The sequence below is a fragment of the Pantoea sp. EA-12 genome, assembly GCF_030053355.1.
Lineage (GTDB): Bacteria > Pseudomonadota > Gammaproteobacteria > Enterobacterales > Enterobacteriaceae > Pantoea > Pantoea vagans_C.
The window spans coordinates 158092-183979 of record NZ_JASGBY010000003.1 but is presented as its reverse complement, the minus strand read 5'-3'; the positions used below and the strand labels follow the sequence as shown (position 1 = coordinate 183979).

The window sequence follows — 25888 nt, the reverse complement described above, 5'->3', positions numbered from 1 at the left end:
ACAACGGCTGGCCTGACAGTCGTTGAAACCAGCACGGGCGTAGGAGATCTCTCCACGCCCGTGCGATCATGTTAAGGGCAGAACAAATATGGCTAAGAGTGATTTATACGAGATCTTAGGCGTCTCTAAATCCGCAGATGAGCGTGAAATCAAAAAGGCCTATAAGCGCCTGGCGATGAAATACCATCCGGATCGCAATCCGGACAATAAAGAAGCCGAAGCGAAGTTTAAAGAGATCAAAGAAGCCTACGAGATCCTGACCGATGCGCAAAAGCGTGCGGCCTATGACCAGTATGGTCATGCAGCCTTTGAACAAGGTGGCATGGGCGGCGGTGGATTTGGTGGCGGTGGTTTCGGCGGCGGCGGTGCTGATTTTAGCGATATCTTTGGCGACGTATTTGGCGATATTTTTGGTGGTGGACGCCGTCAGCGTGCTGCCCGTGGCGCCGATTTACGCTACAACATAGAGCTGTCGCTGGAAGAAGCGGTACGCGGCGTGACCAAAGAGATCCGCATTCCAACTCTGGAAGAGTGCGACGTTTGCCACGGCAGCGGTGCCAAAGCGGGTACACAGCCACAGACCTGTTCGACCTGTCATGGTGCGGGCCAGGTGCAGATGCGCCAGGGCTTCTTCACCGTACAGCAGGCGTGTCCGACCTGTCACGGTCGTGGCTCTGTAATCAAAGATCCTTGCAACGCTTGTCACGGCCATGGCCGCGTGGAGCGCCAGAAAACCTTGTCGGTGAAAATTCCGGCGGGCGTTGACACCGGTGACCGTATTCGTCTGAGCGGTGAAGGTGAAGCCGGAGAGCACGGTGCGCCAGCAGGCGATCTCTACGTTCAGGTGTCGGTGAAGAAACACCCGATCTTCGAGCGTGAAGATAATAACCTGTACTGCGAAGTGCCAATCAACTTTGCCATGGCCGCGCTGGGTGGTGAGATTGAAGTGCCGACCCTGGATGGCCGTGTGAAGCTGAAAGTGCCGTCGGAAACTCAAACTGGCAAGCTGTTCCGTATGCGCGGTAAAGGCGTGAAATCGGTGCGTGGCGGTGCGGTGGGTGACTTGCTGTGTCGTGTAGTGGTGGAAACTCCGGTTAGCCTCAACGACAAACAGAAAGCGCTGTTGCGTGAACTGGAAGAGAGTTTCGGTGGCCCAACGGGTGAGAAAAACAGCCCACGCTCCAAGAGCTTCTTCGACGGTGTGAAAAAGTTCTTTGACGATCTGACCCGTTAATCGGTTTAGTGGTTCACAATCAAGCGGAGAGGAGACTCTCCGCTTTTTTTATGCCTGCTAGTTAATAGATCGATTTTTCCGATCCATAAACGAGACATAAGCTGCTTTTAACGAGGTATGTCCGCCGCTACACTAGCCGTCAAAATTGTCCTGCTCAGGAGGAGTTGTGAACAAACCCCGTAGTATTCGAAGCTTGTTGAAAAGCTTTATCGCCAGCGATGCCAGTAACGGCATTGTACTCATTCTGGCTGCTGTAGCGGCCATGATTCTTGCGAATAATCCGTCCACCGCGCAAGGCTATCAATCGCTGTTGGCGGAGCCGGTGCAAATTCGCTTCGGTGCGTTGGATATCAGTAAAAACCTGTTGCTGTGGATTAATGATGCCATGATGGCGCTGTTTTTCCTGGTGATTGGTTTGGAAGTCAAACGTGAGCTGATAACCGGTGAACTGGCAAGCCGTGATCGCGCTATCTTCCCGGTGATTGCGGCTCTTGGCGGTATGGTCGCGCCTGCATTGATTTTCCTCTACTTCAACCACGGTGACGAGATCGCGCGTAATGGCTGGGCGATTCCGACCGCAACCGACATCGCCTTTGCGCTCGGTGTGTTGGCGTTGTTGGGCAGCCGTGTACCCACTGCACTGAAAGTCTTCCTGATGGCCCTGGCGATTATTGACGATCTCGGCGCTATTGTGATTATCGCGCTGTTCTATACCAGCGATCTTTCTGTGCTGTCGCTCAGCGTGGCGGCAGGCGCCATCGTGCTGTTAGCGATCCTGAATCGCTGCGGCGTGCGTAACATCGCAGTCTATATGCTGGTGGGTATCGTGCTGTGGACGGCGGTGCTGAAATCGGGTGTCCATGCCACGCTGGCGGGCGTAATTGTCGGCTTCTTTGTGCCACTGGAAGAGAAAGAAGGGCATTCGCCTGCAGAGCATCTGGCACACGGATTAATGCCGTGGGTGAACTGGCTGATTCTGCCACTGTTCGCCTTCGCTAACGCCGGCATCTCGTTGAGCGGCATTACCTTTGGGGATGTGCTGTCACCGGAGCCGCTGGGTATTATTCTTGGTCTGCTGATTGGTAAGCCATTGGGGATTACGCTGTTCTGCTGGCTGGCGGTGAAGTGGCGGCTGGCCGTGTTGCCGAACGGCACCAGAATCCGCGATATCATGGCGATTGGTGTGCTCTGTGGCATTGGTTTCACCATGTCGATATTTATTAGCTCGCTGGCCTTTGATGCCGCTCATGAGCAACTGGTGACCTTCTCTAAACTCGGTATCCTCAGCGGTTCGCTGTTGTCGGCAGTGATTGGCTATACCCTGCTGCGCATCAAGCTGCGCTAACCAAGGAAGGAGGTGAAAGCCTCCTTTTTTACGATGAATCAGCTCAACTTTAATCATCTCTATTATTTCTGGCAGGTGTGTAAAACCGGCTCGGTGGTGCGTGCAGCTGATGTCCTGTGCCTGACACCACAAACGGTCACTGGGCAGATCAAAGCGCTAGAGGTGCAGCTTGGCGGCGTACTTTTCCGGCGACAAGGGCGTGGATTAGTGCCCAACGAGCTGGGTCAGCTCGTGTTTCGCTATGCCGATCGCATGTTCATGCTTAGCCAGGAGATGCTGGATATCGTTAACTATCGCAAAGAGTCTCACGTGCTGTTTGATGTGGGCGTGGCGGATGCGTTGTCCAAGCAGTTAGTGAGTAAAGTACTGGAAGCGGCTGTGGTGTCGGATGAGAGCCTTCATCTGCGCTGTTTTGAGTCAACGCACGAGATGCTGCTGGAGCAGTTGAGCCAGCACAAGCTGGATATGATCCTCTCTGATTGCCCCATCGACTCGACACAACAGGAAGGGCTGTTTTCGGTAAAACTGGGGGAGTGCCCGATTAGTTTCTGGTGTAATGCGCCTTTGCCGGATAGTTCATTTCCCGCTTGTTTAGAGCAGCGCCGTTTGCTGCTTCCGGGGCGTCGATCGATGTTGGGGCGCAAGTTACTAAACTGGATTCACCATCAGGGATTGCAGGTTGAGATTCTGGGTGAGTTTGATGATGCGGCATTAATGAAGGCCTTTGGCGCGCAAAACAACGCGATTTTTGTGGCGCCGACGCTATATGGCTCAGAGATCTATCACGATAATTCGATTCGTGAGATCGGGCGGTTAGAGGCGGTCATGGAGGAGTATCACGTGATCTTTGCCGAGCGCATGATTCAACATCCGGCGGTGCAGCGCATCTGCAATCGGGATTTCAGCGACTTGTTTAATGCTGAATAGCAGGCATAAAAAAACCGGCTAAGCGCCGGTTCTTTCGACAAAGCGATAACCTAACAGGCGATTAAGCCAGTTTGGTGATCTGTGCAGCCAGGTTTGCTTTATGGCGTGCAGCTTTGTTTTTGTGGATCAGACCTTTAGCAGCCTGACGGTCCACGATTGGTTGCATTTCGTTGAATGCGTTCTGCGCAGCAGCTTTGTCGCCTGTTGCGATAGCCGCGTATACTTTCTTGATGAAAGTACGCATCATTGAACGGTTGCTTGCGTTATGCTTGCGACGTTTCTCAGATGTTACGGCGCGTTTCTTAGCTGATTTGATATTAGCCAAGGTCCAACTCCCAAATGTGATCTATATGGACAAATCAAAGGCCGAGGACTATGCCTTTTGCGCCTTCTTTTGTCAATGGATTTGTGCAAATAAGCGTCGTTTTAGCAACGGCGCTTGATTACGTAATTGATGGCGCAGGATTCTACCAGCAACCCGGCGATGAATACAGTATTTCGCACTAAAAATCTTCATTACCTGCCTGAGCAATGGGTTGCGTGCGCTTTAAGCCGCACCATACACAGGAAAGGCACGTATACGGGTTAACCTGAAGGCCATTCAAGGGTATAATCCGCCGATTTCCACCGGTTTGAGTCAGCCATGAAGTTTATCCGCGGTATTTATAATCTGAAAGAGCAGCATCGCGGCTGCGTCCTGACCATTGGCAATTTCGACGGCGTCCATCGCGGCCACCAGGCTTTGATGGCGGAATTGATTGCCGAGGGACGTAAACGCAACCTGCCGGTGGTGGTGATGCTGTTTGAGCCGCAACCGCTTGAATTGTTTGCTGGTGATAAAGCGCCAGCGCGCCTGACGCGTTTGCGTGAAAAACTGAAGTATCTCGAACAGGCTGGCGTTGATGCCGTGCTCTGCGTCCGTTTTGATCGCCGCTTTGCCGCGCACTCCGCACAAAGTTTTATCGCCGAGTTGCTGGTGGATAAACTCGATGTGAAGTTCCTCGCAGTGGGGGATGATTTCCGCTTTGGCGCTGGTCGCCAGGGGGATTTCCTGTTATTACAGAAAGCCGGTGTCGAGTATGGCTTCGAAGTCATCAGCACCCAGTCTTATTGTGATGGCGGCAAACGTATCAGCAGCACTGCGGTACGACAGGCGCTGGCGCAGGATGATTTTGCGCAGGCACAGGCGCTGTTGGGCCATCCGTTCAGCATTTCAGGCCGCGTAGTGCACGGTGATGCACTGGGCCGCACGATTGGTTTTCCCACCGCGAACATTCCTTTACGCCGCACGGTAACGCCGGTGAAGGGGGTTTTTGCGGTTGAAGTTTTAGGCCTGGGTGACAAACCCATTCCCGGCGTGGCTAACATTGGCACACGTCCAACGGTAAAAGGTCTGCGTCAGCAGCTTGAAGTTCACCTGCTCGACACACATATGAATCTCTATGGGCATCACATTGATGTGGTGTTGAAACAGAAGATTCGCGACGAACAGCGTTTCGCTTCGCTGGACGCGCTGAAAGAACAAATTGCGAAAGATGTGGTGACGGCCCGCCAATTCTTTGGGCTTAACGCACCGGCTTAATGACCGAAATACGGAACCGAGAATCTGATGAGTGACTATAAATCTACCCTGAATTTGCCGGAAACGGGGTTCCCGATGCGTGGCGATCTGGCCAAACGCGAACCGGGAATGCTGCAACGTTGGTATGATGACAACCTGTACGGCATCATCCGCGAAGCCAAAAAAGGGAAAAAAACCTTTATTTTGCATGATGGCCCTCCTTATGCGAACGGCAGCATTCATATTGGTCACTCCGTTAACAAGATTCTGAAAGACATTATCGTTAAGTCGAAAGGCATGGCGGGATATGACTCGCCGTATGTGCCAGGTTGGGACTGCCACGGTCTGCCGATTGAGCACAAAGTTGAGCAGATGATTGGTAAGCCGGGCGAGAAAGTCAGCGCCGCGGAGTTCCGTGAAGCCTGCCGCAATTATGCCGCAGAGCAGGTTGAAGGTCAGAAGAAAGACTTCATCCGTCTGGGCGTGCTGGGTGACTGGGATCGCCCGTACCTGACCATGAACTTCAAAACTGAAGCCAACATCATTCGTGCGCTGGGTAAAATCATCGGCAACGGCCATCTGCACAAAGGTGCTAAGCCGGTGCACTGGTGCATGGATTGCCGTTCAGCGCTGGCTGAAGCTGAAGTCGAGTACTACGACAAAACCTCTCCCTCTATCGATGTGATGTTCAACGCCGTCGATGCGGACGCGGTGCGTGCGAAATTTGGTGTTGCGGCCTCAGAAGGTCCGGTTTCACTGGTGATCTGGACCACCACGCCGTGGACCATGCCAGCTAACCGCGGTATCTCTCTGCATCCAGAGTTCGAATACCAGCTGCTGCAGATCGAAGGTCGTAGCCTGATCCTCGCCAAAGAGATGGTTGAGAGCGTGATGAAGCGCGCGGGCATCGCTGAGTGGAAGGTACTGGGCGAATGCAACGGTGCCGCGCTTGAGCTGCAGCTGTTCCAGCATCCATTCCTTGAGCAGATCCAATCCAAAGTCGTCTTAGGCGAGCACGTGACGCTGGAAGCGGGTACCGGTGCGGTACATACCGCGCCTGGCCACGGCCCAGATGACTATGTGATCGGTCAGAAATACGGTCTGGAAACCGCTAACCCAGTGGGTCCAGATGGCGCGTATCTGCCAGGCACCTATCCAACGCTGGATGGCGTGAATGTATTTAAAGCCAACGACATGATCGTTGAGCTGTTAAAAGAAAAAGGTGCACTGCTGCACGTTGAGAAACTGCTGCACAGCTATCCGCACTGCTGGCGCCACAAAACGCCGATCATCTTCCGTGCGACCCCACAGTGGTTCATCAGCATGGATCAGAAAGGTCTGCGTGCGCAGTCGCTGAAAGAGATCAAAGGCGTGCAGTGGATCCCTGACTGGGGCCAGGCGCGTATCGAAGCGATGGTGGCGAATCGTCCTGACTGGTGTATCTCACGTCAGCGTACGTGGGGCGTGCCAATGGCGCTGTTCGTGCACAAAGAGACCGAGCAGCTGCATCCGGATACGCTTGAGCTGATGGAGAAAGTGGCCAAGTGCGTTGAGCAGGATGGTATTCAGGCCTGGTGGGATCTCGATCCGCGCGATCTGATGGGCGATGACGCAGACAACTACGTCAAAGTGCCGGATACGCTGGATGTGTGGTTCGACTCCGGATCAACCAGCTATTCCGTGGTGGATGCGCGCCCTGAATTCGGCGGCCATACGCCGGATATGTATCTGGAAGGTTCCGATCAGCATCGCGGCTGGTTCATGTCTTCTCTGATGATCTCTACAGCGATGAAAGGCAAAGCGCCTTATCGTCAGGTACTGACGCACGGCTTCACCGTGGATGGTCAGGGCCGCAAGATGTCGAAATCCATCGGTAACACCGTTGCGCCACAAGACGTGATGGACAAACTCGGCGCGGACATTCTGCGTCTGTGGGTGGCCTCAACCGATTACTCCGGTGAAATGGCGGTTTCCGATGAAATCCTGAAGCGTGCGGCGGACAGCTATCGTCGTATCCGTAACACCGCGCGCTTCCTGTTGGCTAACCTCGCAGGCTTTAACCCGGCCACTGATTGCGTGAAGCCAGAAGAGATGGTGGTGGTGGATCGTTGGGCCGTCGGCCGTGCGCTGGCAGCACAGCAGGATATCGTCCAGTCTTATGACAACTACGATTTCCACGAAGTGGTGCAGCGTCTGATGCATTTCTGCTCCATCGAAATGGGCTCGTTCTATCTTGATGTGATCAAAGATCGCCAGTACACCGCCAAAGGTGATAGCCTGGCGCGTCGCAGCTGCCAGACCGCGCTGTGGCACATCGTTGAAGCACTGGTGCGCTGGATGGCACCGATCATGTCCTTCACCGCCGATGAGATCTGGGGCTACCTGCCGGGCGAGCGTGCGAAATACGTGTTCACCGAAGAGTGGTACCAAGGTCTGTTTGGTCTGGCCGATAACGAAGCTCTGAACGATGCTTACTGGGATGACCTGCTGAAAGTGCGCGGTGAAGTCAACAAAGTGATCGAGCAGGCGCGTAGCGATAAGCGCATCGGCGGCGCACTGGAAGCCACCGTCACGCTGTACGCAGACGCTGAGCTGGCGGCCAAATTGCAGGCGCTGGGCGATGAACTGCGCTTTGTGTTGCTGACCTCAGGCGCGATCGTGGCTGATTACGCCACCGCAAGTGATGAAGCACAGCAGAGCGAAGTACTGAAAGGTCTGAAAATTGCGCTGCATAAAGCAGAAGGCGAGAAATGTCCGCGCTGCTGGCATTACACTACCGACGTTGGCCAGAATCCGGAGCATGCTGCGGTCTGTGGTCGTTGTTACACCAACGTAGCCGGCAACGGTGAAGTGCGGAAATTTGCCTGATGAGTAAACTCTGCTCGACCGGATTGCGTTGGTTGTGGCTGGTGCTGGTGGTCATCGTGATCGATTTCGCCAGCAAGCAGTGGATCATGAACAACATGATGCTGCACGAGACCAAGCCGCTGATACCGTTTTTGAATCTGTTCTACGCGCATAACTATGGTGCGGCGTTCAGTTTCCTGGCGGACAAAGGCGGCTGGCAGCGCTGGTTCTTTGCCGGCATCGCGATTGCGATTGTCGTGTCGCTGGTGGTGATGATGTATCGCAACCGCGCCAGCAACAAATTAACCAATATTGCTTATGCGCTGATTATCGGCGGAGCGTTGGGAAACCTGTTTGATCGTGCTTATCACGGCTTCGTGGTCGATTTCATCGACTTCTATGTCGGCGACTGGCACTTCGCCACCTTTAATATCGCCGACTGCGGAATCTGCATCGGTGCTGCCTTGGTGGTGTTGGAAGGTTTCCTCACGCCGAAAGATAAACAGGTCAAAGAGAAAGGGTAACAACAGATGATGGACTCCGTTCAGCGCGATAGCGCGTTGCTGGTGCATTTCACATTGAAGCTGGAAGATGGCTCGACCGCCGAATCCACACGCGCCAATGGCAAACCCGCGCTGTTCCGTCTGGGTGATGGCAGCCTGTCAGGTGCGCTTGAAAAGGAACTGCTCGGGCGTAAAGTCGGTGATAAGCACACCTTTACGCTGGCACCAGATGATGCCTTTGGTGGCACCAGCCCGGATCTGATCCAGTACTTTTCGCGTCGTGATTTCAAGGATGCAGGTGAGCCGGAAGTCGGGGCCATCATGCTGTTCAGCGGTCGGGGTGGCAGTGAAATGCCCGGCGTAATCCGTGAAGTTTCCGGTGACTCGATCACCGTCGATTTTAACCATCCGCTGGCCGGTCAGCGCATTCAGTTTGAAATTGAAGTGCTGGAGATTGATCCGGTACTGGAGGGTAGTGATGCAAATCCTGTTAGCTAACCCTCGCGGTTTCTGTGCTGGCGTGGATCGCGCCATCAGTATCGTGGAGCGCGCGCTGGAGATGTACGGCGCGCCCATCTACGTGCGTCATGAAGTGGTGCATAACCGTTATGTGGTGAGCAGCTTGCGTGATCGCGGTGCGATCTTTATCGAAGAGATCAGCGAAGTGCCCGATAACGCCATCCTGATCTTCTCGGCGCACGGGGTTTCTCAGGCCGTTCGTGCTGAAGCCAAAGCACGTAACCTCACCATGCTGTTTGATGCGACTTGTCCGCTGGTGACCAAAGTGCATATGGAAGTCGCACGTGCCAGCCGTAAAGGTGTTGAAGCTATTCTGATTGGTCATGCCGGTCATCCAGAAGTGGAGGGCACCATGGGGCAGTACAACAACCCTAAGGGTGGCATGTATCTGGTCGAGTCGCCGGAAGATGTGTTCAAGCTGAGCGTCAAAGACGAAGGCAATCTGTGCTTTATGACGCAGACCACGCTGTCGGTTGACGATACTTCGGACGTGATCGATGCACTGCGCCAGCGCTTCCCGGCGATTATCGGGCCGCGCAAAGATGACATCTGTTACGCCACGACCAACCGTCAGGAAGCGGTGCGCGTATTGGCGCGTGATGCTGAAGTGGTGTTGGTGGTCGGTTCGAAAAACTCCTCTAACTCTAATCGCCTGGCCGAGTTGGCACAGCGTGCAGGAAAACTGGCGAAGCTGATTGATTCAGCGGATGACATCCAGGAAGAGTGGGTGAAAGACAAACAGATCATTGGTGTGACGGCCGGTGCCTCAGCACCTGATATTCTGGTGCAGCAGGTGATCCAACGCCTGCGTGAACTGGGCGGTGAAGCGGCCATTGAGCTGATTGGCCGTGAAGAGAATATCGTGTTTGAAGTACCGAAAGAGCTGCGCGTCGAAGTGCGCAACGTGCAGTAAGCGTTGACGTGCGCTGCTTCAGAATCAGGCCGACATTGTTCGGCCTTTTCTTTGTCTGTCGCCATGCCAAAGACCACTTCCAGCAGGTGGGATTGCATTTACTGATAATGTTTGGCGGCTGGCGTAAAATTCTTATTATCCCTTTTTTATTGTGGCGTGACTGTTATCTGACCGTTAACCTGTTTACGCTTTGCATGCATAGATTTGTATCAGGAATGAATAAATATGAGTGATATCCGCATTGCTATCGTTGGTGCGCCGGGCCGCATGGGACGCAATTTAATTCAGGCCGCGCAGCAGGCGGAAGGCGTAACCTTAGGCGCCGCTTTTGCCCGCAGCAGTTCTTCACTGCTGGGCACTGATGCCGGAGAGTTGGCGGGCATCGGTAAAATCGGTGTGACCCTGACCGACGATTTGCTGAAAGTGGTTGATGATTTCGATGTGCTGATCGACTTCACCCGCCCGGAAGGCTCGCTGGAGTATCTGGCGTTCTGCCGTGAGCATAAAAAGGCGATGGTGATTGGCACCACCGGTTTTGATGAAGCTGGAAAAGAGGCGATTCGCGCTGCGGCGGAAGAGATTGGCATCGTGTTTGCCGCCAACTTCAGCGTGGGCGTCAACCTGGTGCTGAACCTGTTACAGCAGGCGGCGAAGGTGATGGGCGACTATGCCGATATTGAAATCGTTGAAGCGCACCATCGTCATAAAGTTGATGCACCATCAGGTACAGCGTTAGCGATGGGTGAAGCGATTGCCGATGCGATGAACTGGAAACTGGACGAGCACGCGGTCTACGCGCGTGAAGGCCATACCGGTGAGCGTAAAGCGCAAACCATTGGTTTTGCCACGGTGCGTGCTGGCGATATCGTGGGTGAGCATACTGCTATGTTTGCCGATATTGGTGAGCGCGTAGAGATTACCCACAAGGCCTCCAGCCGTATGACCTTCGCAAATGGCGCGGTTAAAGCGGCAAGTTGGCTAAAGACTAAGAAATCTGGCCTTTATGATATGCGTGATGTGCTGGATTTATCGATGTTGTGAGTGTTGTGAACCATCGTGATGTGGTTATTTCAATCGGTAAGATGTTGATTGAATAGGGCAATGTTTTCATTGCCCTTTATTTTGTCTTTAAAATGATAATTTAGGTTTATTAATTGGCTGAGTTCTTTGTTTTAATGAGTTTGTGATCGATTTTGATTCAAAATGACGTCAATTTTGACCATTTGGTCAAAAATTTATGCGGTGTAGCACGATTTTCCGATTATTGCCGCTCAGCAACCGTTTATTTTTCCCACTTTCCTCACTCTTTTATCGCCTTTCTCAGTTTTTAACATTCAAGTGCTCTAAAAATACAAAAAAATAACCACTCAGGGTAGACAAGCTGCAGGTCGATCATTAGAATGCGCGCAATTTGCCAAAATTCGAGCAGTCAGGCGGATTTTGCATTGATTCGGGCATGTATTTTGAATTAATATGCAAATATTATGACTGTTTATTCCCTGGAGGATGTTTTGATTAAGTCAGCGCTCTTGGTTCTGGAAGACGGAACCCAATTCCACGGTCGGGCCATCGGGGCAACAGGATCGGCAGTGGGGGAAGTCGTTTTCAATACGTCAATGACTGGTTATCAAGAAATCCTCACTGATCCTTCCTATTCCCGCCAAATCGTTACCCTCACTTATCCCCATATCGGCAATGTTGGCGTTAACGCCGCCGATGAAGAATCCAGCCAAATCCATGCACAAGGCCTTGTCATTCGCGACCTGCCGCTGATCACCAGCAACTTCCGAAGTGAAGAGAGCCTGTCAGCCTACTTGCAGCGCAATAACATTGTGGGCATCGCCGATATTGATACGCGCAAACTGACCCGTTTGCTGCGTGAGAAGGGCGCGCAGAGTGGCTGCATCATTGCAGGGGATAACCCAGACGCCGCACTGGCGCTGCAGAAGGCGCAGGCATTCCCGGGTTTGAAAGGCATGGATCTGGCGAAAGAAGTGACCACCGCGGAAACCTACGCGTGGCAACAAGGTAGCTGGACGCTGGAAGGTGATCTGCCAGAACAGAAAACTGCCGCAGAGTTGCCATTCCATGTTGTTGCTTATGACTTCGGTGCGAAGCGCAACATCCTGCGCATGCTGGTGGATCGCGGCAGCCGCCTGACGGTTGTCCCAGCGAAAACCAGCGCTGAAGAGGTGCTGGCACTCAATCCCGATGGCATCTTCTTATCAAACGGACCGGGTGACCCGGAACCGTGCGATTACGCCATCAACGCTATTCAGGCGTTCCTGAAAACCGATATTCCGGTGTTCGGTATCTGCCTTGGCCATCAGCTGTTGGCGCTGGCCAGCGGTGCTAAGACCATTAAGATGAAACTTGGCCATCACGGCGGCAACCATCCGGTGAAAGACCTGGATAACAACACGGTGATGATTACCGCGCAGAACCATGGTTTTGCCGTCGATGACAGCCAGTTACCGGCGAATCTGCGTGTTACGCATGTGTCGCTGTTCGACCAGACTGTGCAAGGTATTCATCGCACCGATAAACCGGCCTTCAGCTTCCAGGGTCACCCCGAAGCGAGCCCAGGCCCGCACGATGCGGCGCCGCTGTTCGATCACTTTATCGAACTGATCGAAGCTTACCGTTCTAACGCGAAGTAATCAGGAGCCCACGATGCCAAAACGTACAGACATAAAATCCATCCTGATCCTTGGCGCTGGCCCGATCGTTATCGGCCAGGCATGTGAATTTGACTACTCCGGTGCGCAAGCCTGTAAAGCGCTGCGTGAAGAGGGTTACCGCGTCATTCTGGTGAACTCCAACCCGGCGACCATCATGACCGACCCGGAAATGGCCGATGCGACCTACATCGAGCCAATTCACTGGGAAGTGGTGCGTAAAATCATCGAAAAAGAGCGCCCGGATGCAGTGCTGCCAACCATGGGCGGTCAGACCGCGCTGAACTGCGCGCTGGAGCTGGAGCGTCAGGGTGTACTGGAAGAGTTCGGCGTCACCATGATTGGTGCCACCGCAGACGCCATTGATAAAGCCGAAGACCGTCGCCGTTTCGACGTGGCGATGAAGAGCATCGGTTTGGACACCGCGCGTTCAGGTATCGCACATACCATGGAAGAAGCGCTGGCTGTGGCTGAAGATGTTGGCTTCCCTTGCATCATCCGTCCTTCCTTTACTATGGGCGGCACCGGCGGCGGTATCGCTTATAACCGTGAAGAGTTTGAAGAGATTTGTGAGCGCGGCCTTGACCTGTCGCCGACCAATGAGCTGCTGATTGATGAGTCGCTGATTGGCTGGAAAGAGTACGAGATGGAAGTGGTGCGTGATAAAAACGACAACTGCATCATCGTCTGCTCCATCGAAAACTTCGATGCGATGGGTATCCACACCGGTGACTCCATCACCGTGGCGCCAGCGCAAACCCTGACGGACAAAGAGTACCAGATCATGCGTAACGCCTCGCTGGCGGTACTGCGTGAAATCGGTGTGGAAACCGGTGGTTCAAACGTGCAGTTCTCGGTGAACCCGAAAGATGGTCGCCTGATTGTTATCGAGATGAACCCGCGTGTTTCACGCTCATCAGCGCTGGCGTCTAAAGCCACCGGCTTCCCGATTGCGAAAGTGGCGGCGAAACTGGCGGTAGGCTTCACGCTCGACGAGTTGATGAACGATATCACGGGTGGTCGTACCCCAGCGTCGTTCGAGCCTTCAATCGATTATGTTGTTACCAAGATTCCTCGCTTCAACTTCGAGAAATTTGCTGGCGCGAATGACCGTCTGACCACGCAGATGAAGTCGGTGGGTGAAGTGATGGCGATTGGCCGTACCTTCCAGGAGTCAATGCAGAAAGCACTGCGTGGTCTGGAAGTCTGTGCGAGCGGTTTCGACCCTAAAGTGGATCTGGATGACGCAGAAGCCTTGACCCGTATCCGCCGCGAGCTGAAAGATGCCGGTTCTGACCGCATCTGGTACATTGCGGATGCGTTCCGTGCGGGTATGTCTGTCGATGGCGTGTTCAACCTGACCAACATTGACCGCTGGTTCCTGGTACAAATCGAAGAGCTGGTGCGTCTGGAAGAGCAGGTTGCACGTGAAGGAGTGAACTCACTGAATGCTGATTTCCTGCGTGCCCTGAAGCGCAAAGGCTTTGCTGACGTGCGTCTGGCAAACCTGGCGGGCGTCGCTGAGAGTGAAATCCGCAAACTGCGTCAGCAGTTCAACCTGCATCCGGTTTACAAACGCGTGGATACCTGTGCGGCGGAATTCTCAACCGATACCGCGTACATGTACTCAACTTATGAAGAAGAGTGTGAAGCCAATCCAAACCAGGATCGTGACAAAATCATGATTCTGGGTGGCGGTCCAAACCGTATCGGCCAGGGTATCGAGTTCGACTACTGCTGCGTACACGCGGCGTTGGCGCTGCGCGAAGACGGTTACGAAACCATTATGGTGAACTGTAACCCGGAAACCGTATCGACTGACTATGACACCTCAGACCGTCTGTACTTCGAGCCGGTTACCCTGGAAGACGTACTGGAAATCGTGCGCATTGAGAAGCCAAAAGGCGTGATCGTGCAGTACGGTGGTCAGACGCCACTGAAGCTGGCGCGTGCGCTGGAAGCAGCCGGCGTGCCGGTGATTGGTACCAGCCCGGATGCGATTGACCGTGCCGAAGACCGTGAGCGTTTCCAGCAGGCGGTTGATCGCCTGAGCCTGAAGCAACCGGCTAACGCCACTGTTGCTACCCTGGAACAAGCGGTTGAGAAAGCGGCCGGTATCGGCTATCCACTGGTGGTGCGCCCTTCCTATGTATTGGGCGGCCGCGCGATGGAAATCGTTTACGATGAAATCGACCTTAAGCGTTACTTCCAGACCGCCGTCTCTGTGTCTAACGATGCGCCGGTGCTGCTCGACCGCTTCCTGGATGATGCGGTGGAAGTCGACGTTGACGCGATTTGCGACGGTGAGCGCGTGCTGATTGGCGGCATCATGGAGCACATCGAACAAGCGGGTGTTCACTCTGGTGACTCTGCCTGTTCACTGCCGGCTTACACCTTGAGCACCGACATCCAGAACGTGATGCGTCAGCAGGTGGAAAAACTGGCCTTTGAGCTGAACGTGCGCGGTCTGATGAACGTGCAGTTCGCGGTGAAAGACAACGAAGTTTACCTGATTGAGGTGAACCCACGTGCCGCGCGTACCGTGCCGTTTGTGTCAAAAGCCACGGGTGTACCGCTGGCGAAAGTGGCCGCACGCGTGATGGCAGGCAAAACGCTGGCCGAGCAGGGCGTAACGGAAGAGGTGATTCCACCTTACTACTCTGTTAAAGAAGTGGTACTGCCGTTCAACAAGTTCCAGGGTGTTGACCCTATCCTTGGCCCAGAGATGCGCTCTACCGGTGAGGTGATGGGCGTTGGTCGTACCTTCGCTGAAGCCTTCGCCAAAGCGATGCTGGGTGCACAGAGCAATATGAAGAAAACCGGTCGTGCCCTGCTGTCAGTGCGCGAAGGTGATAAGAAGCGTATTGTTGACCTGGCCGCTAAGTTGCAAAAGTTTGGCTTCGAGTTAGATGCCACGCACGGTACCGCAGTGGTGCTGGGCGAAGCGGGTATCAACCCGCGTCTGGTGAACAAGGTGCATGAAGGCCGTCCACATATCCAGGACCGCCTGAAGAACGGTGAATACACCTACATCGTGAACACTACCGCAGGACGTCAGGCGATTGAAGATTCAAAACTGATTCGCCGCAGTGCGCTGCAATATAAGGTGCACTATGACACCACGTTGAACGGTGGATTCGCCACAGCCATGGCGCTGAACGCGGACCCAACCGAGAAAGTGATTTCTGTGCAGGAAATGCATGCGCAAATCAAAGGGTAATCCCTAAATTGACCTGAATAAAACGGCCCTAAAAGGGCCGTTTTTTTTCGCCTATTTTCCCCTTGTTGAATATCGTTATGTGTTAAAAATCTATTGATTTGACATAGTTTTTATCAGTTGATGCGATACCGGTTACACCTCGGATTATTCGCACAAATTTATAAATAAGATCCCAGTCAGCGCACCGTACTATTCCGCACGCTCATTAATAGAGCGCTCACCTTAACTGGGATATAAAAAATGAAAATGCGTGCTTTCACCCTCAGTGCAGTGGCTGCATTGTTAGTTGCTGCTCCTCTCGCCAGCCAGGCGGAAATTACCCTGCTGAAGCAGGATCCGCAGGCGGGCGATCCTCTCAGCCGTCTTGATTTCAAAGTGGGCGGCAGCATTCGTCCACAGTTTCAGCATCAGGCGGGTGTGAACGACAAGTCCTACAAGCGTAATGGCTTTGATGGCGGTTCACGTTTCCGTTTCTCTGCTGATTACTACCTGTTTGATGACATTAGCTGGGTCAGCTACTACGAGCTGGGTGTGAACTTCCCGGCATGGTGGGGTTGGGATAACCACTATGCGGATGGCGCTCACAACACCACGCGTCGTCAGCTGTATACCGGTCTGAAGAGCAAAACCTGGGGTCAACTGACCTTTGGTCAGCAGAACAGCGTTTATTATGATGTGGTGGGAGCGAAGACCGATATCTGGGACTACGATATGCTGGCCCAGGCACCAGGCAACGGTATCAACGGCGACTACGACGGTTCTTACCGTTCACGTAAGATGCTGAAGTACAAAAACACCTTCGGCGATGTAGATGTTTATGCGTCATATCTGTTTGAAGATAACAACTACCTGCCAGGTAACGGCCTGCGTTACAAGCGTAAAGGCGGCGGCTCACTGGGTGTGAACTATCACATCACCAAAGATCTGGCGTGGGGCACCGCGTGGAACTACACGCGTGCTGATATCCACAACCCAGGCACTGGCGAAAGCAAAGATTACGACCAGAATATCTATGGCACCGCGCTGAGCTGGACGCCAGATAACTGGACGCTGTCTGCTGGCGGCGGTTGGTATCAGAACTTCTCACCAACCAAACGTAACACCGTGAATAACTACTTCGCGGATGATGCGTGGGGCGTGGAATACTTCGCGGGTTACAAGTTCCCAATCGGCCAGTATGCGGTTAAATCTATCCAGCCATACTTCATGGGCGACCGTCTGGAGTTCGTCAACGGACGTAACTACAAGCGTATCGATAACGGCGTAGGTATCAGCACCAAGCTGGACTACGGCTTCCAGATTGATTACGAATATGTGATTACCTCCAGCACCGATAAATCACTGGGTAACATGAACCTGGTGCGTGTACGCTACGACTTCTAATCGTGGTTTTAACGGCTCCTGCGGGAGCCGTTTTTCTTTGTCGCACAGAGTGCGATTTTCTTTACACTCCATCCCATCAATCCCTGTTTTCACCCTGAATTGTGCCGCTTCGCCGAACTATTCTGGCGCCTCTTCCCAGATATGCTGTGAAACACGGTGTAAAACTCTGTCCAATAACAAAAATGCGGTGGCATAGGAGCTTTACGCAAATAGCGGGGTCGGCCTATCGACGAAACTTTCGCCTTTACGTATGATGGCGCCAATTTTTTTCCTGTAGGCCTTTTAACATGATTAGTCTCATCGCGGCACTGGCAGCCGATCGCATTATTGGTATGGAAAACGCCATGCCATGGAACCTGCCAGCAGATTTGGCGTGGTTCAAACGTCATACGCTGAATAAGCCGGTGATTATGGGTCGCCTGACCTTTGAATCCATTGGACGCCCATTGCCGGGCCGCCTGAATATTGTGGTCAGCAGCCAGCCGGGGACGCATGAAGGCGTCACTTGGGTGACTTCACTGGATGAGGCGGTTAAAGCTGCCGGTGACGTCGAGGAGATGATGGTGATCGGTGGCGGCCGCATTTATGAACAGATGCTGGCACGTGCGGATCGTCTGTATCTGACCCATATTGATGCGGAAGTGGAAGGCGATACCCAGTTCCCGGATTACGAGCCGGATGAGTGGCAGTCAACCTTTAGTGAATTCCACGATGCAGATGCGCAGAATTCACATAGCTACTGCTTTGAGATTCTGGACCGCCGCCGCTAATTTTGCCTGGTGCGCATCAATGCGCACCCTACGAAGGCCGTGCTGTGTCTGCCTTGATGCGCGCCCGACGAAAATCGTGCAGTGTCATCGTAGGGTTGTCATTTATGGCGACCGAAAAAAAGCCCCGCTCAACTGGCGGGGCTTTTTTTATTTACTGCGCGTCACTGAGTGGCGGATGGGCGCTGACCGCGCTTTCGGCCATCGCCTGTACGCGATTGGACTGTTGCACGTGATACTGCATGGTTTCCCAATGCAACAAGGTCAGCGTGCCGCCCCAGCAGCAACCGGTATCGAGACCAATGACATGGCTTGGCGTGCCTTTACCTTCCAGTGAAGCCCAGTGACCAAAAATTTGCGTATATTCACTGCCAATCTTGCCGGGAACATTGAACCAGGGTTTGAGTGGCGGTGGGGCAGAGTTCGGCGCTTCTTTACAGATCATATCCAGCTGACCGTTGGGGAAACAGAAGCGCATGCGTGTCAGCGCATTGGTGCTGAATCGCAGGCGTGCCAGACCCGTCAGTTCCGGTGTCCAGTTGTTTGGCATGTCGCCATACATCGCATCAAGGAACAGGGGGTAGGTATCGCTGGAAAGCACCGCTTCCACTTCAGCCGCGCACAGTTTTGCGGTGTCGAGATCCCATTGCGGTGTGATACCCGCGTGCGCCATCAATAGCTTCTTATCTTCGTCAACCTGCAGCAGTGGTTGGCGACGCAACCAGTTAATCAGTTCATCCGCATCGGCTGCCTCTAACAACGGCGTCAGGCGATCTTTCGGCTTGTTACGGCTGATGCCAGCATAAACAGCCAGAAGATGCAGATCGTGATTGCCCAGCACCAGGCGCACACAATCCCCCAGCGATTTCACGTAGCGTAGAACGTCCAGCGAACCAGGCCCGCGCGCGACTAAGTCGCCCGTTAGCCACAGCTCATCTTGCTGTGGATCGAAATCAACGCGCGACAACAGCGCACGTAATTCGTCATAACAGCCGTGAATATCGCCAATCAGGTATGTGCTCATTACGTCAGTCCGATCAAAACGCGCCGCCCGGACTGGCCGGGCGGAGGAGGATTAATGAATGTGGGTTTGTATTGCGAGTCGGAACACGGGAATCTCGACGTGGAACGCTTCGCCCTCTTCGTCGATCATCACATAGTGACCTTGCATGGTGCCCATCGGCGTTTCAAGCACCGCGCCGCTGGTGTATTGGAACTCGCCGCCAGCGGCAATGTGCGGTTGCTCGCCTACCACGCCTTCACCTTGTACTTCCGTCTCGCGACCGTTGCCATTAGTGATCAGCCAGTAGCGGCTCTGCAACTGCACGCTGTTACGCCCCAGGTTGCGAATGGTGATGGTGTAGGCAAACACGTAGCGATCCTCGTCGGGCAAGGATTGCGATTCCACATACTGGCTTAATACATGGACACAGACGCGGGCCAATTCACTCATACACTCAGCTCTCCGGCGTTTCAGCCTGATGGTTACCCAGCCAGTTGGCCAGTTGGCAATACTGCGCCACGGTGACATTTTCTGCACGCAGCGAAGCATCAATATCGAGTTGATCCAGCGCACCGGCCGCAAACATGTGGGCGAGGCTGTTACGCAGAGTTTTACGACGTTTACCGAACGCTTCCGTGGTAATACGGCTCAGCAGACGAATATCGCTGACCGGATGCGGTGGCTGTGCATAAGGCATCAAACGTACCACGGCGGAATCCACTTTAGGTGGTGGGGTAAAGGATTCAGGTGGCACTTCCAGCACCGGAATAACCTGGCAGTAATATTGCGCCATCACGCTCAGACGACCATAGGCTTTGCTGCCTGGTCCGGCAACCAAACGGTTAACCACTTCTTTCTGCAGCATGAAGTGCATATCTTTAATCGAACCAGTATAGCTGAAAAGGTGGAACATCAGCGGCGTGGAGATATTGTAAGGCAGGTTGCCGAACACACGCAGCGGCTGACCTTTCTCCTGCGCCAGAGCGGAGAAATCAAAGGTCATCGCATCTTGCTGATAGATGGTCAGCTTAGGGCCGAGGAACGGATGGGTCTGCAAACGCGCGGCCAGGTCGCGGTCCAGCTCAACAACGGTCAATGCATCGAGACGTTCGCCGACGGGCTCGGTTAAGGCGCCAAGGCCGGGACCAATCTCCACGATAGCTTCTCCCTTCTGCGGGTGAATAGCGGAGACAATGCTGTCGATAATGTACTGATCGTTCAGGAAGTTCTGCCCGAAACGTTTACGGGCGTAGTGCCCCTGGTGGACGCGATTATTCATTACTGCTCTTGATCATAGTGATGGCGAGATTAAGCGCCGTGATAAAGCTGCCCGGTTCTGCCTTGCCCTGGCCGGCTAATTCAAGCGCGGTGCCGTGGTCGACAGAGGTCCGGATAAAGGGCAGGCCAAGGGTGATATTCACCGCACGACCAAACCCCTGAAATTTTAGCACCGGTAAGCCCTGATCGTGATACATCGCCAGGACGGCATCGGCATGTTGCAAATATTTCGGCTGGAACAAGGTATCCGCTGGCAAGGGGCCGGTGAGCTGAATGCCTTGCTGACGCAGTTCGTCGAGCGCCGGAATAATGGTATCAATTTCTTCGCGACCCATGTGACCGCTTTCGCCAGCATGAGGGTTTAAGCCGCAAACGAAGATGTGTGGCTGCGCTAAGCCAAATTTCTGCTGTAAGTCCTGATGCAGAATGGTGATCACTTCATGCAAGCTGTCGCGGGTAATGGCATCGGAGACATCTTTTAATGGCAGATGGGTGGTCGCCAAAGCAACGCGTAACTCTTCCGTTGCCAGCATCATCACCACGCGGTCTCCGCCTGCTCGGTCGGCAAAGAATTCGGTATGGCCGGTAAACGGAATGCCGGCATCATTGATCACGCCTTTGTGAACCGGGCCGGTGATCAGCGCAGCGAACTCGCCATTCAGGCAGCCATCGCAGGCGCGTGCCAGCGTCTCCAGCACATAGTGACCGTTTGCGACGGTGAGCTCACCGGGCGTCACGGGTTGTGCGGTATCGATCTGCAATACTGTTAGCGTTCCCGCTTGCTGCGGTTGCGCGGCCACACCAGGTTGGTAATCACGCAGCATCAACGGCAAGCCGAGTTGGCTGGCGCGTTGGCGGAGCAGATTACCGTCGGCACACACCACCAGCTCAACCGGCCAGTCAAGCTGGGCCAGTTGAACGGTAAGATCAGGACCAATCCCGGCGGGTTCGCCGGGCGTGATCACCACACGATAGTTACTGGCCATTGCCGTCCAGGATTTTCACGTAAGCACTGGCGCGCTGTTCCTGCATCCAGGTCTGCGCTTCTTCAGCAAATTTACGGTTGAACAACAGGCGATAAGCACGCTCTTTCTGTGCTGCATCGGTTTTGTCCACCTGGCGGGTATCCAGCAGCTGAATCAAGTGCCAGCCGAAGGATGAGTGTACTGGCTCGCTGATCTGGCCTTTCTGCAACTTCAGCAGTGCATCACGGAATGCCGGATCGTAGATTTCTGGGGTTGCCCAGCCGAGATCGCCGCCCTGGTTAGCCGAACCGGGATCGTCAGAGAACTGTTTTGCTGCGGCAGCAAAGGTGGTTTTACCACTTTTGATATCAGCAGCGATCTGCTCGATCTTCGCCTGCGCCTGCGCGTCAGTGAGAATCGGTGACGGCTTCAGCAGAATGTGACGTGCATGTACTTCGGTCACCGAGATATTTTTACTCTCACCGCGCAGATCGTTCACTTTCAGGATGTGGAAGCCCACGCCGGAACGGATCGGGCCAACGATGTCGCCTTTCTTCGCTGTGCTCAGTGCCTGAGAGAACAGGGTTGGCAGTTCTTCAATTTTTGCCCAGCCCATGTTGCCGCCTTTCAGTGCTTGTGGATCGGCAGAGTAGGTGACCGCCAGTTTACCGAAATCGGCACCGCCTTTCAGCTGACCTACCAATTGACGCGCCAGCGCTTCCTGATCGTCAACCTGCTGTTGAGTTGGATTTTCTGACAGCGGCAGCAGGATCTGGCTGACATTCAGCTCAGTACCTTGGGCGTTTTGTGAACCGACCTGAGCGGCCAGCGCATCAACTTCCTGTGGCAGAATGGTCACACGACGACGCACTTCATTGTTACGCACTTCAGAAATCAGCATCTCCTGACGAATTTGCGCACGGTAGGCGTTGTAATTCATACCGTCATAGGCCAGGCGGCTGCGCAGCTGATCCATGGTCATCTTATTCTGTGCGGCAATGTTCTGGATCGCCTGATCCAGCTGCTGATCGCTGACCTGCAGGCCGGCTTTTTCACCCATCTGAAGAATGATGGCATCCATGACCTGACGCTCAAGGATCTGATGACGCAAGGTTTTGTCATCAGGTAACTGCTGATGTGCCTGCTGCGCCTGTGATTTCACGGTGCGCATCATGTTATCAACGTCACTTTCCAGCACCACACCGTTGTTCACGACTGCGGCAACTTTATCAACCTCTTGTGGGGCTGCGAACGCAGTGTTAGCGGTAATCGCTACACCAAGAATCAGCATTCTCCAGTTCTTCATACTTTATCCATTGTTGTTTCCGCACTGCGGGATAGCCTGTCAAACATCACAACATCAGAAAGCGCGCTGGTAAGGGATGATGCCCTGACGCAGCATTTCATTGGTGCCTAAGCCATAGTTAGAACTCAGACCACGTAGCTCAATGTTGAATGAGATTTGGTTGTCGTACTTACTGTCGTTGTTTTCCCAACCGTTGATCTTGCGCTCGTAACCCAGACGAATGGCATAGCAGCACGAGCTGTACTGCAGGCCGATAAGCTGCTCAGCTGGACGACTGTTGCGGGTATCGTAGTAATAGCCCCCCACCAGTGACCAGGCATCGGCAATCGGCCAGCTCCCGGTCGCACCTACTTGTGAAATCCCGTTTTTATAAATCGGGTTAGTCAGCAAGCTGGAGTTGTTCAGGGCCTGAGCAACATACTCCGGGCTGCTGTAACGGTAGCTTAACTGCACCATACGATCGGCATCCTGGCGGTATTCCAGAATGGCGTTGCCTTGAGCGATGTTATCGAGGCGGGTGTCATATTGCAGTCCGCCGCGCGCGCCCCAGCGATCGCTGATTTTCCAGTAGGTATCGCCAGCCCACACCAGGCTGCCGGTATCATCTTCGTCACTTGTCTGGTTTACGCCGGTACGAGAAGGAGTAAACGAGTAGATTTGACCTACAGAAACGTTAAAACGTTCAACCAGATCGTTATCATAAATTCGTGTGGTCAAACCGGTTGAGACTTCGTTAGCCGAAGCGATGCGGTCCAGACCACTGTAAGTACGATCGCGGAACAGACCGGTGTAGTCGGTTTGCAGCAGGGTGGAGTCGTACGGATAGATATTGCTCTGGTTGCGATACGGAATGTAGAGATACTGAACACGCGGCTCCAGGGTTTGCGTGTAGCCCGGCTCCCAATCCATATTGCGATCGAATACCAGACGCCCATCCACTTTGAATTGTGGCATGGTGCGGTTGACCGAATCATCTAAGTGATTCCCAGTGCTGTCGATACCCGAGATTTGGTTGTTGTTATAGCGGTCAATATTGTCTTGCTGGTAATGGGTGGCAAGGAATTTGGCTTCGGTATCCAGGCTTGCCCAGCCATTCGACAGCGGCAGGTTTAAGGTTGGCTCAATGTGAAGACGGGTCGCTTCAGGCATTTTGCTGTTCACGTTGGTGAACTTCACTGCTTGTGCATAAATACGGCCATCAAACGGACCAATATCGTTTTGATAAGCGTTGAGATCCAGCTGCGGCATCGCACGATACACGTTGGTGGAATCCGTGGTGCCAAAGACCTGGAAGTCTTTGGTCGACAACGTCGCATCCCAGTTGGTATCGGCATAGCCAAAGCTAAATTTCTGCGTCGCGTAACCATCGGTAGAATTGTAATACTTCGAGTCGAGATCGTTGAAGTAGTAAGGATCGCTCACCTTGGTGTAGTTAGCATTGAAACGCCAGTGCTGTTCATAGACGCCTGCATGCTGCCAGTAGAACAACCAGCGATCGGAGTTGTCATTCTCGGCGATACCACGCACCGCTTTGTCGTTGTCGTACTGCTTATCTGAAGGCAGATAGTCCAGTTCCATCAAACCGGCACCAAACACGGTCAGATAGCGGAATTCGTTCTGCAATTGCAGACCACGTTTACTCATGTAATGCGGCGTAATAGTGGCATCTGCCTGTGGCGCGATGTTCCAGTAGTACGGCAACATGAACTCGAAGCCATTGTTACTGCCGTACTTCGCGTTGGGGATCAGGAAACCAGAACGACGGCGATCGCCAATCGGTAACTGCAGATACGGGCTATAGAATACCGGGACATTGCCGAGTTTGAAGCGCGCGTTCCAGATCTCCGCCACTTCTTCCTGACGGTCCTGAATCACTTCGGAGCCAACCACACTCCAGCTGTTGGAACCCGGCAAGCACGATGTAAAGCTACCGTTTTCCAGAATGGTATAGCGGTTATCACCGCGCAGTTTCATCTGATCGGCGACGCCACGCCCCTGACGGCCGACCATCTGATAGTCGCCGTTCCAGACGTTGGTGTCTTTAGTATTAAGATTGGACCATGCTTTCGGACCTTTCAGGATGACCTGATTGTCGTCATAGTGCACATTACCCAGCGCATCGACTGTACGTACTGGCGTGGTTTGCCCATCCTGTTGGCGCTGATGCAGTTGCATCTCATCGGCGCGTAAGCGGCTATTGCCCTGCTGCACGTCAACATTGCCAGTAAAAACCGCGTCATTCGGGTAGTTACCCTTGGCCGAGTCAGAGTGAATGGTGACAGGCAACGAATTGGTATCGCCACTGACCAGTGGACGGTTGTAGCTCGGCACGCCCAGCATACACTGCGACATAAGGTCGTCGGCGAACGTCTGCTGACTATAGAGCGCTGCACCAATCATGGTTGCCAGCAGGGTAGGTATCTGTTTTTTCATACGCGGTTCGGGATTTCCATGAGAACGGGCATCATGCCGACAATCGGCTCAGAGACTAACTTACTGCCCGGCGTTGTGCCAGTGTTAATCCTTGTCTGATCGCGTTGCTGTTAGGCACTGAAGTAAATGAAAGGTATGATAATGCAATTTTCAGCCGCAAGCATGGCGAATTGAGGAGTTTATGCGCTACTGGGGAAAAGTTATTGGTCTGGCTCTCGGCTTACTTTCCGGGGCAGGCTTTTGGGGCATTGTACTGGGTCTGCTCATTGGCCATATGTTTGACAAAGTGCGCAGCGTAAAAGGACAGGGTTATTTCGCCAACAATCAGGCGCGACAAACTCTGTTTTTCAGTACCACTTTTCAAGTGATGGGCCATTTGACCAAGTCAAAAGGGCGCGTCACCGAAGCTGATATTCAGATTGCTTCTTTATTTATGGATCGTATGCAGCTGCATGGCGATGCGCGCGTGGCTGCCCAAAGGGCCTTCCGCGAAGGTAAGCAGAGCGACTATCCGCTGCGTAATAAATTGCGTGAGCTGCGTAGCGCCTGTTTTGGCCGTTTCGATCTGATTCGGATGTTTCTGGAAATTCAGATTCAGGCAGCGTTCGCCGATGGATCACTGCATCCCAACGAGCGTCAGGTGCTGTATGTGATCGCTGAAGAGCTGGGTATTTCGCGCACTCAGTTCGATCAGTTCTTGCGCATGATGGAAGGCGGGCAACAGTTCGGCGGCGGTGGTTCGTCTTACGGCGGTGCCTATCAGCAGGCGAAACGTGGGCCAACGTTAGAGGATGCGTGTAGCGTGCTCGGCGTGAAGAGCAGTGACGACAGCACCACCATCAAACGGGCTTACCGCAAACTGATGAGCGAGCACCATCCGGATAAGCTGGTGGCGAAAGGATTGCCACCGGAAATGATGGAGATGGCGAAGCAGAAAGCGCAGGAGATTCAGGCGGCTTATGATCTGATTCGTAAGGAAAAGGGGTTTAAGTAGGGCTTTTTCCCC

At 53.6% G+C, this 25888-nt stretch carries 21 protein-coding genes; 14 read left to right on the top strand and 7 right to left on the bottom strand.

Translation table 11 applies throughout. The features are described 5' to 3' along the window. Window positions 1-88 precede the first annotated feature (88 nt). The 3 genes from dnaJ to nhaR all read left to right on the top strand — a co-directional run bounded on the left by dnaJ (window position 89) and on the right by nhaR (window position 3506). Complete coding sequence (gene dnaJ / locus QMZ30_RS06075) at window positions 89-1234, top strand: molecular chaperone DnaJ (RefSeq protein ID WP_283226717.1); 1146 nt, start codon at window positions 89-91, stop codon at window positions 1232-1234. Between the two features lie 166 nt (window positions 1235-1400). Further along, window positions 1401-2579, top strand: a complete 1179-nt coding sequence (gene nhaA, locus QMZ30_RS06070) for a Na+/H+ antiporter NhaA (RefSeq protein WP_283226716.1) — start codon at window positions 1401-1403, stop codon at window positions 2577-2579. Between the two features lie 33 nt (window positions 2580-2612). Next, window positions 2613-3506: a transcriptional activator NhaR gene (nhaR, locus tag QMZ30_RS06065; RefSeq protein ID WP_283226851.1), complete on the top strand. Its 894-nt coding sequence runs from the start codon at window positions 2613-2615 to the stop codon at window positions 3504-3506. 61 nt (window positions 3507-3567) lie between these two features. Here the strand turns inward: nhaR and rpsT are convergent, their stop codons facing one another. Then, complete coding sequence (gene rpsT, locus QMZ30_RS06060; RefSeq protein WP_034826107.1) at window positions 3568-3831, bottom strand: 30S ribosomal protein S20; 264 nt, start codon at window positions 3829-3831, stop codon at window positions 3568-3570. A gap of 318 nt (window positions 3832-4149) precedes the next feature. Here rpsT and ribF point away from each other — a divergent pair, with 318 nt between their 5' ends. From ribF to folA, 10 genes are all read left to right on the top strand, one after another. Beyond that, window positions 4150-5088, top strand: coding sequence for a bifunctional riboflavin kinase/FAD synthetase (gene ribF, locus QMZ30_RS06055; protein WP_283226715.1), 939 nt, complete (start codon window positions 4150-4152; stop codon window positions 5086-5088). Between the two features lie 27 nt (window positions 5089-5115). Then, on the top strand, window positions 5116-7935 hold the full coding sequence (gene ileS / locus QMZ30_RS06050) for an isoleucine--tRNA ligase (RefSeq protein ID WP_282996841.1): 2820 nt from the start codon (window positions 5116-5118) through the stop codon (window positions 7933-7935). After that, entirely contained in the window at window positions 7935-8438 is a 504-nt protein-coding gene (gene lspA / locus QMZ30_RS06045; protein WP_039329411.1) for a signal peptidase II, read from the top strand. Before ileS ends, lspA begins: the two co-directional genes overlap by 1 nt. 6 nt (window positions 8439-8444) lie before the next feature. Next, window positions 8445-8915 carry an FKBP-type peptidyl-prolyl cis-trans isomerase gene (gene fkpB / locus QMZ30_RS06040; protein ID WP_039329409.1) on the top strand — a complete coding sequence of 157 codons (471 nt, stop codon included), beginning with the start codon at window positions 8445-8447 and terminating at the stop codon, window positions 8913-8915. Further along, window positions 8896-9849, top strand: a complete 954-nt coding sequence (ispH, locus tag QMZ30_RS06035; protein WP_282996840.1) for a 4-hydroxy-3-methylbut-2-enyl diphosphate reductase — start codon at window positions 8896-8898, stop codon at window positions 9847-9849. Before fkpB ends, ispH begins: the two co-directional genes overlap by 20 nt. Before the next feature lie 225 nt (window positions 9850-10074). After that, window positions 10075-10890, top strand: a complete 816-nt coding sequence (dapB, locus tag QMZ30_RS06030) for a 4-hydroxy-tetrahydrodipicolinate reductase (protein WP_282996839.1) — start codon at window positions 10075-10077, stop codon at window positions 10888-10890. Between the two features lie 470 nt (window positions 10891-11360). Continuing rightward, entirely contained in the window at window positions 11361-12509 is a 1149-nt protein-coding gene (gene carA / locus QMZ30_RS06025; protein WP_283226714.1) for a glutamine-hydrolyzing carbamoyl-phosphate synthase small subunit, read from the top strand. 13 nt (window positions 12510-12522) lie between these two features. After that, on the top strand, window positions 12523-15747 hold the full coding sequence (gene carB, locus QMZ30_RS06020) for a carbamoyl-phosphate synthase large subunit (RefSeq protein ID WP_283226713.1): 3225 nt from the start codon (window positions 12523-12525) through the stop codon (window positions 15745-15747). 240 nt (window positions 15748-15987) lie between these two features. After that, a complete protein-coding gene (locus QMZ30_RS06015) occupies window positions 15988-17130 on the top strand; it encodes a porin (RefSeq protein WP_283226712.1) in 1143 nt (380 codons plus the stop codon). 287 nt (window positions 17131-17417) lie between these two features. After that, window positions 17418-17900: a type 3 dihydrofolate reductase gene (gene folA / locus QMZ30_RS06010; protein WP_283226711.1), complete on the top strand. Its 483-nt coding sequence runs from the start codon at window positions 17418-17420 to the stop codon at window positions 17898-17900. A 151-nt stretch (window positions 17901-18051) separates the two neighbouring features. On the opposite strand, the gene apaH is transcribed toward folA, so the two are convergent. From apaH to lptD, 6 genes are read right to left on the bottom strand one after another with little or no spacing between them, the layout of a single operon-like run. Then, window positions 18052-18921 (bottom strand): bis(5'-nucleosyl)-tetraphosphatase (symmetrical) ApaH, encoded by an 870-nt coding sequence (gene apaH, locus QMZ30_RS06005; protein ID WP_283226710.1) that lies wholly within the window; start codon window positions 18919-18921, stop codon window positions 18052-18054. Between the two features lie 51 nt (window positions 18922-18972). Beyond that, complete coding sequence (apaG, locus tag QMZ30_RS06000) at window positions 18973-19350, bottom strand: Co2+/Mg2+ efflux facilitator ApaG/CorD (protein WP_283226709.1); 378 nt, start codon at window positions 19348-19350, stop codon at window positions 18973-18975. A 4-nt stretch (window positions 19351-19354) separates the two neighbouring features. Continuing rightward, window positions 19355-20179 carry a 16S rRNA (adenine(1518)-N(6)/adenine(1519)-N(6))-dimethyltransferase RsmA gene (gene rsmA / locus QMZ30_RS05995; RefSeq protein ID WP_058971227.1) on the bottom strand — a complete coding sequence of 275 codons (825 nt, stop codon included), beginning with the start codon at window positions 20177-20179 and terminating at the stop codon, window positions 19355-19357. After that, window positions 20172-21164 (bottom strand): 4-hydroxythreonine-4-phosphate dehydrogenase PdxA, encoded by a 993-nt coding sequence (pdxA, locus tag QMZ30_RS05990; protein WP_283226708.1) that lies wholly within the window; start codon window positions 21162-21164, stop codon window positions 20172-20174. The genes rsmA and pdxA overlap by 8 nt, the downstream gene beginning before the upstream one ends. Beyond that, complete coding sequence (gene surA / locus QMZ30_RS05985; RefSeq protein ID WP_283226707.1) at window positions 21154-22449, bottom strand: peptidylprolyl isomerase SurA; 1296 nt, start codon at window positions 22447-22449, stop codon at window positions 21154-21156. Before surA ends, pdxA begins: the two co-directional genes overlap by 11 nt. 54 nt (window positions 22450-22503) lie before the next feature. Continuing rightward, on the bottom strand, window positions 22504-24882 hold the full coding sequence (lptD, locus tag QMZ30_RS05980) for an LPS assembly protein LptD (protein ID WP_283226706.1): 2379 nt from the start codon (window positions 24880-24882) through the stop codon (window positions 22504-22506). 181 nt (window positions 24883-25063) lie between these two features. Here lptD and djlA point away from each other — a divergent pair, with 181 nt between their 5' ends. Further along, window positions 25064-25876 carry a co-chaperone DjlA gene (gene djlA, locus QMZ30_RS05975; RefSeq protein ID WP_039329384.1) on the top strand — a complete coding sequence of 271 codons (813 nt, stop codon included), beginning with the start codon at window positions 25064-25066 and terminating at the stop codon, window positions 25874-25876. Window positions 25877-25888 lie beyond the last annotated feature (12 nt).

Coding starts and splice junctions, on each gene's coding strand:
- dapB (WP_282996839.1), top strand. CDS start 10,075: ATGAGTGATATCCGCATTGCTATCGTTGGTGCGCCGGGCCGCATGGGA.
- rsmA (WP_058971227.1), bottom strand. CDS start 20,179: ATGAATAATCGCGTCCACCAGGGGCACTACGCCCGTAAACGTTTCGGG.
- folA (WP_283226711.1), top strand. CDS start 17,418: ATGATTAGTCTCATCGCGGCACTGGCAGCCGATCGCATTATTGGTATG.
- pdxA (WP_283226708.1), bottom strand. CDS start 21,164: ATGGCCAGTAACTATCGTGTGGTGATCACGCCCGGCGAACCCGCCGGG.
- nhaR (WP_283226851.1), top strand. CDS start 2,613: ATGAATCAGCTCAACTTTAATCATCTCTATTATTTCTGGCAGGTGTGT.
- dnaJ (WP_283226717.1), top strand. CDS start 89: ATGGCTAAGAGTGATTTATACGAGATCTTAGGCGTCTCTAAATCCGCA.
- ribF (WP_283226715.1), top strand. CDS start 4,150: ATGAAGTTTATCCGCGGTATTTATAATCTGAAAGAGCAGCATCGCGGC.
- apaH (WP_283226710.1), bottom strand. CDS start 18,921: ATGAGCACATACCTGATTGGCGATATTCACGGCTGTTATGACGAATTA.
- ileS (WP_282996841.1), top strand. CDS start 5,116: ATGAGTGACTATAAATCTACCCTGAATTTGCCGGAAACGGGGTTCCCG.
- surA (WP_283226707.1), bottom strand. CDS start 22,449: ATGAAGAACTGGAGAATGCTGATTCTTGGTGTAGCGATTACCGCTAAC.
- ispH (WP_282996840.1), top strand. CDS start 8,896: ATGCAAATCCTGTTAGCTAACCCTCGCGGTTTCTGTGCTGGCGTGGAT.
- djlA (WP_039329384.1), top strand. CDS start 25,064: ATGCGCTACTGGGGAAAAGTTATTGGTCTGGCTCTCGGCTTACTTTCC.
- apaG (WP_283226709.1), bottom strand. CDS start 19,350: ATGAGTGAATTGGCCCGCGTCTGTGTCCATGTATTAAGCCAGTATGTG.
- lspA (WP_039329411.1), top strand. CDS start 7,935: ATGAGTAAACTCTGCTCGACCGGATTGCGTTGGTTGTGGCTGGTGCTG.
- fkpB (WP_039329409.1), top strand. CDS start 8,445: ATGATGGACTCCGTTCAGCGCGATAGCGCGTTGCTGGTGCATTTCACA.
- QMZ30_RS06015 (WP_283226712.1), top strand. CDS start 15,988: ATGAAAATGCGTGCTTTCACCCTCAGTGCAGTGGCTGCATTGTTAGTT.
- lptD (WP_283226706.1), bottom strand. CDS start 24,882: ATGAAAAAACAGATACCTACCCTGCTGGCAACCATGATTGGTGCAGCG.
- carB (WP_283226713.1), top strand. CDS start 12,523: ATGCCAAAACGTACAGACATAAAATCCATCCTGATCCTTGGCGCTGGC.